The 15,381-nt window shown below is 33.5% G+C and carries 8 protein-coding genes; 1 reads left to right on the forward strand and 7 read right to left on the reverse strand.

Annotated features, from left to right (window positions below):
• Positions 1 to 231 precede the first annotated feature (231 nt).
• Positions 232 to 4,359 (reverse strand): chondroitinase-B domain-containing protein, encoded by a 4,128-nt coding sequence (locus KM029_RS21675; protein ID WP_144075902.1) that lies wholly within the window; start codon positions 4,357 to 4,359, stop codon positions 232 to 234.
• A gap of 672 nt (positions 4,360 to 5,031) precedes the next feature.
• Between KM029_RS21675 and KM029_RS21680 the strand changes: the two genes are divergently transcribed.
• Complete coding sequence (locus tag KM029_RS21680) at positions 5,032 to 6,849, forward strand: hypothetical protein (protein WP_144075903.1); 1,818 nt, start codon at positions 5,032 to 5,034, stop codon at positions 6,847 to 6,849.
• Between the two features lie 171 nt (positions 6,850 to 7,020).
• On the opposite strand, the gene KM029_RS21685 is transcribed toward KM029_RS21680, so the two are convergent.
• The 6 genes from KM029_RS21685 to KM029_RS21710 all read right to left on the reverse strand — a co-directional run bounded on the left by KM029_RS21685 (position 7,021) and on the right by KM029_RS21710 (position 15,381).
• Positions 7,021 to 10,200 carry a glycosyl hydrolase family 95 catalytic domain-containing protein gene (locus tag KM029_RS21685; protein ID WP_144075904.1) on the reverse strand — a complete coding sequence of 1,060 codons (3,180 nt, stop codon included), beginning with the start codon at positions 10,198 to 10,200 and terminating at the stop codon, positions 7,021 to 7,023.
• Positions 10,201 to 10,365: 165 nt separating this feature from the next.
• Positions 10,366 to 10,557: a hypothetical protein gene (locus tag KM029_RS21690; RefSeq protein ID WP_144075905.1), complete on the reverse strand. Its 192-nt coding sequence runs from the start codon at positions 10,555 to 10,557 to the stop codon at positions 10,366 to 10,368.
• A 154-nt stretch (positions 10,558 to 10,711) separates the two neighbouring features.
• Positions 10,712 to 11,437: a 3-keto-disaccharide hydrolase gene (locus KM029_RS21695; RefSeq protein WP_144075906.1), complete on the reverse strand. Its 726-nt coding sequence runs from the start codon at positions 11,435 to 11,437 to the stop codon at positions 10,712 to 10,714.
• Positions 11,438 to 11,464: 27 nt separating this feature from the next.
• Entirely contained in the window at positions 11,465 to 12,871 is a 1,407-nt protein-coding gene (locus tag KM029_RS21700) for a sulfatase-like hydrolase/transferase (RefSeq protein ID WP_144075907.1), read from the reverse strand.
• 182 nt (positions 12,872 to 13,053) lie between these two features.
• Positions 13,054 to 14,388, reverse strand: coding sequence for a DUF58 domain-containing protein (locus tag KM029_RS21705; RefSeq protein ID WP_144075908.1), 1,335 nt, complete (start codon positions 14,386 to 14,388; stop codon positions 13,054 to 13,056).
• Positions 14,389 to 14,394: 6 nt separating this feature from the next.
• Positions 14,395 to 15,381 (reverse strand): AAA family ATPase, encoded by a 987-nt coding sequence (locus KM029_RS21710; protein ID WP_144075909.1) that lies wholly within the window; start codon positions 15,379 to 15,381, stop codon positions 14,395 to 14,397.

Consider the following 15,381-nt stretch of genomic DNA (forward strand, 5'->3'; position numbering starts at 1 on the left):
ACCAATTTCTGGTTATCCAATTTATAAATTAAAATCTAACTATACAACTTATTGACTAGCAGTTATCTCATTAAAATTGATTTTATTTAAAAATGATTTCCCCTTAATAATTTCTTTAATAATCCATATTTTTAAGAGGTCATTTTTATTATTTAGATTTTTAAAATGAGTCACCCTTTACAATAAAAGATGACTCATCTTAGTGTCAGTCGTTCTTATTTCGTCTCTTGATTATCTACAAATTAATTTTGTTTGATCTCGGTTTCCATTTTCATCAATTGCTACAAGAACATACGCTCCTTTTACAAGGTTTACTTTCAAATTAGTAGCATTACCTGACGTAACTATTTGTCCTGTCATGTTATATATTTTATAAGCTACTTTTGAGGCAAAATCAATGTTTACTTTATCAATAGAAGGATTAGGATATACATTTTGAATTAATGCAACTTCTTCTAATTCTTGAGATAAAGAAGCAACTCTAGCTGAAGATGATGATTCGGTTCCAAATACTTGAAGCTCACTTAAACTTGCCCATGTACCTGTATATGTAGCAGCACCTGTGACTGTAATTCTTACAAATCTTGCTATAACTGGATCAAAATAATTTTCAATCGGTGCATCTACAGAACCACCCAGTGTATTCTCTGTCTGATCCACTACTTCAACATAGGGACCATTTTCTTGGTTTGCCACTTCAATCGTAAATTGATAATCTCTATCCTTATAACATGTAAGTGCTGTACTTTCGATAGCAAATTCACTTCCTAAATCTATGGTAGCAGATTGTGGGAATCCTGATACAGACCACCTTGAAATATCATCTCCATCTACTAAATTTAATGGTGTATTTTCTCCATCAGCAGTACCTGTTCCAACAATTGCTTTGTTTAAAGCTACATTAAATACTTCCTCTGAAACAGGTGAAGTAACCTCAATATCAATTGTATCAGTATAATTTCCATCTACAGTAGTTACAGAAATTGTTGCCGTTCCTGCACCTACAGCTGTAACATTCCCTGAAGAACTCACTGTAGCTACTGATGAATTACTTGTTGTATAAGTAATTGATTTGTCATCAGCATCAAGTGGTAAAACTTCTGTAGTTAATTGTAATTCACTACCAATTTCTAAAGAAGATATTTCTGAAGTTAAGCTAACTCCTGTTACAGGAATTGATGGTATTTCAATTTCTTGGTCTTCACCAAAAACACGCAATTCAGCTAAACTGACCCATGTACCAGTATAAGTAGCTGCCCCAGTGACTGTTATTCTAACAAACCTTGCTGTTGTACTTGAAAAAGTACTTATTATTGGCGTATCTACAGATCCTCCAAGAGTATTGTTTGTCTGATCCGCTACCTCAACATAAGGACCATTTTCTTCCGTTGCTACTTCAATCGTAAATTGATAATCTCTATCGTTATAGCAAATAAGTGCAGTACTTTCGATCGCAAAATCACCTCCTAAATCAATTGTTGCAGATTGAGGAAAATCAGCTACTGACCATCTTGATAGAACATCTCCATCCACTAAATTTGAAACTACATTAGCTCCATCTGCTGTACCTGTGCTACTAATTGATTTATTTAAAGCTAGGTTAGAGTTGTTATTAGTAGGTGGTGCAGACACTTCAATTTCTGTATTTGCTGAAAAATTTCCATCTACGGTAGTTACAGAAATTGTTGTCGTTCCCGTACCAACAGCTGTAACATTACCTGATGAACTCACTGTAGCAACAGATGAATTACTTGAAGTGAAAGAAATTGATTTGTCATCAGCATCAAGTGGTAAAACTTCTGCTTGTAACTGTAATTCATCACCTATAATCAATGATGAATTTTGAGGTGTTAACGTCACTCCTGTAACTGGAATTTCTTCAACATTTTGTTCTTCACCAAATACTCTTAACTCATTTATGCTTATCCAAGAACCACTATAAGTAGCTGCCCCAGTAACAGTTATCCTTACATACCTTGCAGATACACTTTGAAAAGCTGCTATTATTGGAGCATTTACTGACCCAGGTAGAGTATTCTCTGTTTTATCTACAACTTGAACATAAGGGCCACCTTCTTGATTTGCTACTTCAATTGTAAATTGATAATCTCTATCACTATAGCAAATAAGTTCTGTTCTGTCAATAGAAAATTCACTACCTAAATCAATAGTAGCAGACTGAGGAAAGCCAGCAACAGACCACCTTGTTCCAACATCTCCGTCTACTAAATTGGATGCTACATTTGCTCCGTCTGCTGTACCTGTACTACTGATTGTTTTATTCAATGCTAAATTATCATTTGAAGAAGGAATTACTACTTCAATTTCGGCAGTATCAGTAAAACCACCATCGTCTGAAGTAACAGTAATAACTGCTATACCTTCTGCAACAGCTGTAACTTCTCCTGTTGCATCTACTGTAACCACTTGGGAATTACTACTACTAAAGTTAAGTGTTTTATTACTAGCATCAGTAGGTAAAATACTTGTATTCAATTGTAAACTACCACCCAAAACCAATAATGCTTCTGCTGGTGAAACACTTATACTAGTAACACTCACTGGTGCAACAAAGCCATTTTGTCTAAGAACAATTGTCTGGTTATCAACACCTGTACCGCTAATAACAATATTACCTGTTCTTTCTTCTGTTGATGTATTCTCGTTGGCAGTAATTGCAATAGAACTATTTCCTGATCCTGAAATTGGCGTAATAGTTACCCAACCTAAGTCTTCCTCAATAGTCCAATCTACATTTGATGTTATTGCAGCTGAAACCGTTTCTCCTTCCGAAGAAAATGATGGGATATTCGTTACTGTCAAATAATCATTTACAGCACCACAAGATGCTAATAATGTACCTGAAGCATCTAAAAAACAAGCTCCTATTCCACTACCAACTTGGTTATTAGTTATTGGTAGATAACGTTTACTACCGCTACCACCATTGACTTCGTGAGCACCAACATCAAGCCCATTACTTGGACGATTTCTACCATCAATATCAATGGTAACAAGATCTCTATAAACACTTCCTGCTGCATCAACAATACTACTATTTGAAACAGGTTTAAAGATTGTTCCATCTGCAGAAAAATCAACATTTGCATTGGTAATTCCATTATCAGATAACCCAATAGTAGAACCTCCAAAAATGTTACCTTCGTATTGCATTCCATTACCTGTACCTTCAATATCACCCGAAATTATAGCTCCGTTTTCACTGTAAATCAGATTATAAGCTATAACTCCTACAGGGTCATAAGAACTTCTATCGTTAAAAAAGATAGGATCATCTGATGCATAGATTGTATTGTGAGCAATGGTAATGTTATCCACATTCTGATAGCCATTTCCAGCACCTCCAGAAGACTCTCCTCCACCTACAAGAGTTATTCCATTATTCCATTTATCACCTTCATTACTAAGACCTTGCATATAGTTATTAATAATAACATGGTCTCTATCACTAACTCTAATACCACCAGATGACGCTTTTCCTTCTCCTAAGAAAAAGTTACCTTCGATATGAGCACCTGCACCATGTCGGAGAACTAAAGAGCCTCTACATTTTCTAAATGTATTGTGCAAAAATGTGTTATTAGCACTTTTGTTAGTAATGATCTCGTTTTCTCCATCTGCTTCATGAAAATAATTTCCTTCAACAAGAACATTTGCATTTACAGATTGATAAGAACTTACACCAATTCTTATTGCTTCACAATCACCTGAATTTGTCGAAAAACTATCTTTAGGAGTTATGTTGTAGAAATAGTTATTACGGATGATATGACCGGGAGTTAACCCTGCTGCATACGATAACTCTACTAAAATACATGCTCCTGCACTTCTTTTATTGATAAAAGAACAGTTTTCTACAACATTGTTTTCACCATGAAGTACAATCCATCTACTTTTATTAGGTGCTTCTGTATAGAGATCATCAAAAGCACAATTTCTAATGGTACAGTTTTTTCCAAAGTCAGAATTTGAGCCATTACGTCTAAACTCAATGTGATCACTGACCCCTTCACCGCCTTTCCAATAAAAACCATCTAAAATAAGATAACTACCAAAGAAATTTACTTTAGAAGTACCCGTAAAAACAACCCCGCCAGGAGTCTCTGCTTTAACAAGAATTGGGTTACTTGCCGTACCCACCGATCCTGCAAATCGGATGTTTTGATCGGAGTAGGTTCCGTTAGCCCAGATTACAACATCTCCTGCTTGTAAAACAAGAGCATTAAATTCTTCATCTGAGCTTACTCTAAACGTTTCAGAGTAAGCATTTAAAAAAGGCAATAACATGCCAATACAAAGAAAAATAAGACATTTTCTTAGCGTACTTTTGTTAATCATAATTGTGTGTGCTGTTTGTAAAAAAAATACTAGTTTTATTGGTTAACCAATTTTTGGTTTTCCAATCTATGTAAGATTATTTTATTATACAACTTAAAGTCAGTTCGTTATAGTTTATCGGGTAGTTTTTACTGAAAATACATCAATTTTATGTGTAAAAACGACGTAAATAGTCTTGATCCTCTCAAGAAAAATATTTTTTTAAGTTGATTATTTACAAGTTATGGAGTCTGAATTCTTCTACTATTTCTAGTAAAAGAATATTTTTATATGACATTTTTTAAATAGATTTAATTAGATACCACACATATTTTATAATTTATTTATAGTAATAAAAGAAAATATTTGAAGTACTTTTCCATGAAAACAAAAAGTAAAAAAACTCTATTAATTTAATGAATAATATTAATCACAACACACCTCAAAACACTACCAATACACTAACATTCAACATTATACAATCATTATTAATTTCATGATTCGTTTTAAAAAAAGAATTAACCTTCTATAAAATGCTCATATTTAAAGTGAATAAATTTTATTTTTAGCTAAAAAAGAGGGCTGAATTGTTTGATATTTTATTGTTTATAATAGTTAATAACATTGTGTAGCAGTAGCACGTGAATTGTCATAAATGAAATAAAATTAATGTATTTTTAACAATTTACTTTTATGAGAATTAGTGCAATTTTATTAGCCTTAACCATTCTTGTTTACTCATGTAAAGACAAGAAGGAAACTCCTTTAAAACCTGAAATGGGAAAAAAGGAATTAAAACATAAAATTACTGATAAAGCAGATAAGGTCAACGATGAAGTTGACAAATTAAAAGACAATACAGGAACTGGAAACGGAATCTCAAAACCAAAGCCGGGTAACAATGCTACTTCTGGTTCTTCTAAATCAAATTCATCAATAACTCCTCAAAATCATCAAAAAGCTATTGATTTAACTACTAAAATTGATGCATTGAATGCAAAGCTAGATCAATTACCTGTAGATCAAACTTCAAAAAAAGAATACATAAACATTGAAAATGAAGCGAATAAAATTAGTCAAAATGTTAAAGGTATCCTTCAAAGTAATTCTTTAAAAGGAAGAGAAGAGTTTGTAAAATTGAATGATAAACTTAAAACTTTAGTCAATAAACTTACTCACCTTAATAATACGTTAGCACAAAAAGGAAATCAAACTGTAGCTTTTAACCTCCCGAGTAACTTCCCTACAAAAGCAGAATTAAAACAGCTTTGGAATACATTCACTAAGGCTTTTAATGGTGGATACAAATACGAAGGTGCTCAAGATAAATATGCCTCTGTACCATACATTGATGAGTCGAATCTTCAAGATGTTTATCATCAAGGTAAATATTCTGATGGTTATTTAGAACATTCTATGGCTTGGCTAAATCTAAATGAAAGAGCTGCAGGTTTATATGCAAGAAAATTTGTTGATTTTGATCAGACAAATACGATGCTCGGTGCACTTGTTCAATTAAAAGACGACAGAGGTATTGAACACGATTTAAAAACGAAATCAAAATTTGACAATAGAATTACTCCTGCTACCCTTGATAAAGCACAAGAAGTTTCTATGAATTCTAACTTGTCTGGCTTAGGAGCTACAGATTGGTCACAGGCTCAATCTGCCTCAAGTGCATTTGGTTTCTGTACTATAGAAGGTGCAGGTGATATTCATGAAGATGGTTCTTTTAATAAATTGCACGATATGGGCCATAAAGACTTTTTCTTTGCCTCTATGGATAAAAGAGTTATTTCTTTTGGACTCCTACAATACAATAAAAATGACCCCGCTTCAAAAAATTATCTAGTGGCTCAATACGGAAAAACAGATAAAAATCAAGGGGCGCATTTAAATGTAAAATTAAGAGGTAAAGGGATCTCTTCTACTCAATTTGATCATGATTTTGTTGCTTTTCCAGGAGGTTATTATCCTATTGAATTAGAAAAACCTACAGTGAAACAAACAGGTAGTTTTGGTGGATTTGCAGGAATGACTTTAGACCAGTTTTTTGTTGATAAAGATAAAGCAGGTAAGGAAATTAAAGGTATTAATAATGGAGTAATCCAAACTCAAAATCAAAAATATTGGACTGGAAATATGGGTTACAATCCATGGGTAATCTATTTTAATAAAGATCGTTTTAGCTATAATTCTAGCGGTACTGTTACAGTTACAATTGCTAAAGGTGATAAATCGAATATTATAAAAACGTTAACTTGTAAAGCAGGGGAAACAAAAATAAATAATGATAAAAGTGCTATTCGAGTAAAAGAAGCATTTTTTGCTCCTTCGCTAACAATTAAACCTGCTTTAGGTGTTCTAAAATCAAGTTATGAAACTGCCAGAGATTCAGGAAAAGAAGTTGTTTTCTATATCCATATTACTGGAGATGCAGTAAAAAATAAATCAAAAAATACAGCTATAGATATTACTTACCCTATCATCTACTATTCTATAATGAAATAGTACATAGAAGTAATATTAACAATGAGAGCCCAAAAACAGTGTGTTTTGGGCTCTTTTTTTATAGAATGATATTTCTTTCTAACTCAATATTATATTAAACTATAACTAGTACAATCAATAACCAATACTATTTAAATAATGGTTATTGATTTACATATACAACCTAGGAAATTAAAACTTCACTTCCACAGTCTCACCAGCAACCAAATCTTTTACAATTTTTTTACCGTTATAAAGTAAAGTGCAAGGACCATTTTTAATTGCTGTAATACTTAATGTTTTTAGTTTTCCGTTTTTCCAGCTCATATCTACAGTGTAACCACCTCTCGCTTTTAAACCTTTTATATTCCCTTTTTTCCATGCTTGTGGCAACGCAGGAAGTATTTCTAAAGTTCCTGTTTGAGACTGTAAAAGCATTTCTGCCATACCTGCAGCACCACCCATATTTCCGTCTAACTGGAAAGGAGGGTGACCACAAAATAAATTGGCATAAGTGCCAGAAGCATGTGTACTTTCGTCTCCAAAGCCGATAGGTTGTAATAATCTTCTGTACAATTTATAGGCTCTATCACCATCTTTTAATCGTGACCAAAAGTTGACTTTCCATGCTAAAGACCAACCAGTTCCGTTATCTCCTCTTGCATTTAAACTTACTCTTGTCGCCTCAGCCCATTCTGGTGTTTTTTCTAAAGAAATTTGCTTTCCGGGATGTAAGGCATAAAGATGAGAAACGTGTCTGTGTTTATTATTTGGATCATCTACGTCTTCCATCCATTCTTGTAATTGCCCCCATGAACCAATAGTAGGAGAAGCAATTTTATTTCTTACTGCTATAATTTCTTTCTTAAAATCTGCATCAGTTTCTAGTACTTCACAAGCTGCAATACAATTACTCATTAAATCCCATGCAATCTGATGATCCATAGCGGCTCCTTTAGAAATCCCACCGTGTTCTGGAGAGTAAGAAGGAGTAGAAACAAGTAAACCATTTTCATTTTCAGTAAGATAATCTACCCAAAATAAGGCCGCTTCTTTCATGATTGGATAAGCCTGATTTTTTAAAAATGCTTCGTCTTGTGTAAATTCATAATGCTCCCATAAATGTTGAGAAATCCAACCTGCCCCACCAGGAAAAAATCCCCAAGGAAATCCCCATCCAGAAGAAGTATATCCAAACGGATTGTTCATTGTACTTACTGTCCAACCTCTCGCATTAAAGAATTCTTTTGCCGTAATTTTACCCGGTTCTACAAGGCTTTCAATATAATCATTCAATGGCTCTTCACACTCACTCAAATTGACAACTTCAGCGGGCCAATATAACATTTGCTGATTGATATTCATGTGGTAATCACATGCCCAAGCAGGGTTAGTAGAATTGTTCCATTTCCCTTGTAAATGCATTGGCATTGTACCCGGTCTCGAAGAAGAAATCATTAAATAACGACTGAATTGAAAGTACAATTGTTCCAACCAGTAATCATTATTGCCTTTAGAATAAGCCAATAAACGTTGGTCTGTAGGTATCTCCTCCCCTTGTTTGTACCCTAAATCAAAGTCTACTCTTTCATATAGATTTTGATAATCTAAACGGTGTTCTTTTTGTATTTCTTCAAATGATTTCTCTTTTAAACGATGCAATACATGTTTATTTTCAGTTATAAAATCATTGCCTTTATAGGTTGGAAATTTATTTAGGTATTCTGTAGAAGCTACATGATACGCCACAACGTATGTAGCATTTTCGATAGTAATTTTATTATCTACAAACTTTGTCTTACCATCTGATTCAATCTTCAAGCAAGTCTCAAATTGCATCCCGTTATCTTTCACTTCTCCTTGAAAACTGTAAAGATTTTTCTTGAACGTTTCTTTATTTTTTTGGTGAGGTGTTTGGAATGAAATACTATAATTTTCAGGTAAATCACTTTCTAATTTATACACCATTAATTTTGATGGGTAATCTCCAAAATAAGTTCTCTTATACTGGTTATCACCAATATTATAAGTGATGTAACCTTCTGCCTTTTCAATATCTAAAACACGTTTATAATTTTCTACTTCTTCGGCATGGTCTACGGTAATCATCCAATCGCCCATAGTTTGTTGTGCCCCATAATCCCCAAAACTGCTTAAATCATTTTCACTTTTATGGAGTACCCCAGTTAACTCTTTTTGTGCTAACGTATGTGCTTCGTCAAATTTCCCTTCATCCAATAACTTTCTGACTGCGTCTAAATGTTTCCAAGCATCTTTTCTAACACCAAAATTGTAATTATCGTTACTGCCAGCTCCTCCACTCCAAAGTGTGCCTTCAGAAAATTGAATTTGTTCTTTATTTGTACCTCCAAAAAACATTGCCCCCATATAGCCATTACCAATAGGCAAAGCTTCAGACTGCCAATCTTTAGCAGGTTTATCGTACCATAATCTTAATGCATTTTCTTCTTTATGTTCTGCTAAAAAAGAAGTTAAGGTTCTAGGCTCTCCTTTTAAATAGCCTAAAGAAATAAGAAACTTATCTGCATCAATCATGGTCTGATAATGCATTTCTAAATTCATGTCTTTATTAAAAAAAGCATGCTCTTGATCTTGGTATAAAATAAGATCACAACGCACACCATTTTCTTCCATGTTTTTCTTAAACTCTTTCGCTAATGCCGGTTTAAATACTCTATCCTCAGTACCTAATAGGATCACAGTAGGCGGTGTTGTTTTATCAATGTTATGGTAAGGAGAAAAAGATTCCCAATATTCTTGTACTCTAGTGTAACCATATCCTTCTTTTCCATTATGAATTGCAGGGTTAAACAATACTAATGCTTCTGGTATACAACTCACTGTTGTATCTTCACCTACTTCATTAAATCCTTTTACAGTGGCTAAAGCAGCAGCTACATGTCCGCCTGCAGAACCACCTCCAGCAAGTATTTTATCGGCATTAATTCCATAATCAGTAGCATGAGTCCTCAGCCATCGCATGGCAGATTTACCATCTTTCACGCATTCTTGAGGTGAAGTACCATTGGCTTTATTAACTCTATACTGTGCACTAACTACCACTAAACCTCTAGACGCTAGATAGGCACTTTGTGCATAAAGTTGACTTGGTGCTCCTCCATTCCAACCTCCTCCATGAAAAAATAACAAGGCAGTAGTGTTGTCTGTTACTTTATGATTCGGAGGATAAAAAAAGTGCAATTTTAAATCTATATTATCAATAGTTTTATAAATCACTACTTTATCTGGTATGCTATTTTTCTGTGTGTTTTCTATCTCACCTTTAGGTTGATGGAATGAAAATAATCCAAATACACAGATTAATAATAAAAGTTGATAGTATGTTTTCATTTCATTTAGTTTGTATTGCCGTACACTTCTATTTCACCAATTGATACTGGAAGTGTTTTATTTTTTAATATAAAAGTAAAGCGAATAAACCTCACTTTTGTAGTGTTTTTGATATTCCACTCAAGATACTGCTTTTGCATTGTATTACAATAGAAAGGTCCAATGTTAAGCTTGTATATTATGGCTATTCCACCTACTTATATACCATTTAAGTAGGCTTTCCTTTTTCTCACTGAAAGTAAAAGTCCAATCTCTCTTAAGGTTAATTTCTTCTCTTTTACTCTGCTCTTTATTTGGAGGAGAACATGATAAAACAAAGAAAATTAATAGTAAAAATATCGGGTGTTGCTTGACCATTTTTTTATGCATTGTTACAACATAAATATCTTCAGAATTGTTGTAATAATTAAGTCATTATCAATTAAATGGTAACATAAAACGGTCAAAAATTAATAGGAAATATGTAATTAAAAAGAAGCCCCATTATTTTTATAATAAAGGGCTTCTAATTTTATAATTCTGTAATCAAAATGTCTTTATAATGTACTTCAAAAGGAGCTCCATGATGTGCCTGAAGACAGATATAGCCCTCTTTTGCAACATCAGCTGTTTCTATAAAGTTGGCGGTTTCCACTCCATTCAAACGTATTCGAATTTCTCCACCATTAGCCATTACTTCAATATCATTCCATCCTCCGTAATTAATCGTGTTTTCTACCAACTCACGTTCAGGCACATCTAAAAAAATGATAGGAAAGAGTTTTGGTTTAGGGTATCTAAAATGATCTTCTCTACATTCATCTACCAATGTTCCCCATAGCGGATAACGTTGATTCATATTTTTAGGCTTTACTTTTTCACCTGAGAAGTTAAACATTCCTTTTGCTCTACCGTAGCCTAAATCTGCTTGGTAAGCTGCTACATGAGGAGAATTTGGAATTCTAGACGCTCTAAAACTTATTCCTGCATTTGCAGAAGAATCCTGATCAATAATTTTCACTTTCAAATTCAGCTTAAAATTTGCATACTTTTTAGCTGTATTTAAATAGTGCGTTTTCTTAAGAGGTTTATCTAAACTACCTCCTATTATTGCTCCGTTTTCTATTCGAAACACCCCGTTATTACCTTCCCACCCTTCAAAGGTTTCTCCATTAAATAAAGACTTTTTCTGATGCTCTTGATAAGTACAAGAAGTAATTATCAATAGTAGGAATAGTTTACAAATAAAGTTAGTCATCACGTTTTATAGTTATTGATAAAATAGTTATATTTTCTTTGAGGTAGATTGAGGTTGTGTCAATTGATACTCTGCATCATATAAATCTACTTGGTTTCTTCTCCATCTATTCCCTTCCATGTAAAGCATTTGAGGGCATGAGATATCCCAATCTCCTAGTTCTTTTAGCATTTCTATCACAAGATCTCTGTTTTCTGCTGCCACATCATTTTGCTCCGAAGGGTCTTTATCGATATTAAAAAGTAATGGTAAACGATCTGGTAGGCGAATCAGTTTCCAATTTCCTTTTCTAATTCCAGCACTTATTGTAAAACGCCACATCATTGTTTCATGAGGATTTCCTTGTCTCTTTTTCGTGATATAAGGGTAAATATTTACACCATCTAATTTATCTTTCTTTGTAGTTTCCCCTCCTGCTAAATCCACAAAAGTAGGCACTAAATCCAACGAAGAAACAGGTAAATCGTAATGTCCACTTTTTAAATGTTTTGGATATGAAATAACAAAAGGCACTCTAATTCCTCCCTCCAATAAAATTCCCTTTTGTCCATTATATGGTGCGTTGATAGAAGCATTATGATCACAAGGACCTCCATTATCACTAAAGAATACAATTACCGTATTATCATATACTTTCTGCTTTTTTAATTCTTTAATGATACGGCCTACATTTACATCTAAACGGTGAATCATTGCCGCATACGTACGTCTTTTTTCGTCTTTGATATCTTCATATAATGCTAAATCTGCATCGGTTGCTTGCATTGGAGCATGTGGAGCATTAAACGAAGCGAACAAGAAGAACGGATCTTTTTTATGTCTTTTGATAAAATCTACACACTCATCTCCTTTATCATCTGTAATGTAAGTGATAGGTTGAGGAGCTTTAAAATTAGATTCAATTTTATATGGATAACCTTTGCCATTTTTCTTTGTAGGAAAGTAATTATGACCACCTCCTCGGTATCCCCAAAATTCATGAAAACCACGCTTTGTAGGATGAAATTGATCTGCTTCACCCAAATGCCATTTGCCAATTAACCCATTGGTATAACCAAGAGTAGCAAGTCGGTCGGCAATGGTTACTTCTTCTACAGGAACACCTACATAATTTTCATCAAACTGAGGTAAATCTACTATTGGGTTATTATCAAAGCCAAAGTTTACTTGGTTTCTTCCCGTTATTAAACCTGCTCTTGAAGGACCACATACTGGAGCAGAAACATATGCTTGGGTACATTGAACTCCTTGTTCTGCAAGTGCATCAATATTTGGTGTTCTTATTTGTTTACTGCCATTAAAACCAACATCTGCATACCCTAAATCATCAGCAAGAATAATTACAAAATTTGGTTTTTTATTTGTGTCTTGTGCATATAAGTTTAACGTAACTCCTTGAAAAAATAGGAGGATTAAAAAGAGTAGTCTGTTCATTTCAATATTCTTTAAAGTGATACATAAAGATCATTGAAACAACTTTATTTTAGGAAATCATTTTGGTCAAATTATAGCATAATTTCGTCAGTTTGTTTATTGTGAGTTGTAAACGGCAATTATCTACTACTATTTTAGTACTGAACTTATTTATTATGTATTAAATTAATTTCACAAACTGTCTACAACAATCCCCTCGCTTTTATCTCTAAATACTTATTTATTGTATCTACAGTTAGGTTTTCTGGTGTACTTAAAATGGTATGGATACCATGCTGTTGTAACGCTTTAGCAATAACTCTTCTTTCCAAGATATTTTCTTCTTGCAATGCTTTTAAGTAAAAATCATTTACTGACTCTGCTTCTTTCTTTAATGCACTTTTTATTTCGGAATCTTCAAATAAAATGACTACTAAAAGGTGTTTTTTAGCCAACCTTTTTAAATAAGGCAACTTTCTTTCTAAGCTTTCTTTGTGAGGTATATTTGTAAAGAAAATGAGTAAACTTCGTTGCTTTACTAAACTTCTTAAATGTGCACTTATCACCCCAAAATCTGTTTCTTTATAACTTGGCGAAAGGTTATAAAGTTTTTCTAAAACATGCTGCATCTGCCCTGATTTCCTTTGTGCCTTTAATGTCGTCTGGCTATCACTATTAAAAGCTGAAATCCCGATAAGGTCTTGTTTAGATTGTGCAATATGCAGTAAAACCAAACTTGCATTAATAGAATAGTCCAAAAGTGTCATCCCATTAAAAGGCATTTTCATACTTCGTCCCATATCTAAAACAGCATACACTTGTTGTGCCTTTTCATCTTGGTAATGGTTTACCATTAATTGAGGGGAACGTGCTGTGGCTTTCCAATTTATTGAACGGAAATCATCCCCTGCAACGTATTCTTTTATCTGATCAAATTCTTTTTGCTGTCCTAACCTTCTTACTTTTTTTACTCCTCCTTCCATATGGCCTGTATGAAAAGCCATTAATTCGAATTTTTTAAGTTTCTGAAAAGAAGGGTACACTTTTACTGCTTGTATTTCTTGCTCTTTCTTCACCTTTCTTCTTACTAAACCAATTCTTGATTTAACAAATAAAATAAGGTCTCCAAAAAAGTATTCCCCTCTTTCTGTAGGTCGAATTGTGTACGTAATCGACTTTTTATCACCCGAAGGCAACTTAAAATCAAAGTGTAAATTTCTTAACTGAAACGGTATTGGTGCTTCATCAATCAATTCTATTTCTAAAGATTGAGTACTATTATTTTCTGTATAAAGTGTTACCGTATTCTCTTCTCCGTTAGAAAATCTTTCCGCACAAGAACGTTCGGTATGTAATCCTTTATCAAGAGAAAAAAGAAGATAGATATCTACGCTCGTTAGTAATACATATACTAATAACAAAAGCGACGTTATGCCAAATAAGAGAGGAATAAAATAAGATAGTACAAATAATACTACTGTTATACCTCCAACTTGATAGAAACGTTCAGAAAAGAATAATTGCTTATAAAATTTCATGTATTATTATCTTGGGACTTCTACAGTATGAATAATTCTATCTATTACACGGTCCATATTCTCCCCTTCCATCTCTTTCTCTGCCGTCATGATTAAACGGTGTCTTAAAATTGGTTTTATAACATAAGCAATATCATCTGGTGTAACAAAATCTCTACCTTGCAAACATGCCCAAGCTTTTGATGCATTCAATAACGCTACTCCTGCTCTTGGAGACGCTCCCAAATACAAGTCTTTATTTGTTCTAGTTATACGCACCAATTTAAGAATGTAATCAAGAATTTCTTCTTTCACAATTACCTGTTTTGCTAAGTCTCTGAACTCTTTTAATCGCTCTCTGTTCAGCTTAAATTCTTCGATAATTAACTGTGTTGGCTGTTGGTGTTCATGGTGCATTTTTAAAACCTCTAGCTCATCTTGTTCTTCTGGATAGTCTAAATCTATTTTAAAAAGAAAACGATCGAGTTGAGCTTCTGGCAAAGGGTATGTTCCTTCTTGTTCTACTGGGTTCTGTGTACCAATTACTAAAAAGGGTTCTTCCATTTTATACCTAGTGCCATCATAAGTAATTTGTCTTTCTTCCATTACTTCAAATAAAGACGACTGTGTTTTTGCAGGTGCTCTATTTATCTCATCTACTAAAACAATGTTTCCAAAAATAGGTCCTTTTCTAAAATCAAAAGTATTTGAAGCGGCATTGTAAACATTTGTACCAATTACATCCGATGGCATTAAATCTGGCGTAAACTGAATACGAGAATACTCTCCTTCAATCATTATAGAAAGTGTTTTTGCCGTTAATGTTTTGGCCACTCCTGGTACACCTTCTAATAAAACATGACCATCGGCCAGGATAGCAGTTAATAATAAATCTATAGTTTTTTGTTGCCCCTTAACAACTTTACTAATTCCCTCTCTTAACTTATTTAAATCTTGAATTAGGGATGAAGTATCAATTCTATTTTCGAAGTTATTGATTGCGTTTTCTTCCAT

This window comes from Flammeovirga kamogawensis (assembly GCF_018736065.1).
Classification (GTDB): Bacteria; Bacteroidota; Bacteroidia; order Cytophagales; family Flammeovirgaceae; genus Flammeovirga; species Flammeovirga kamogawensis.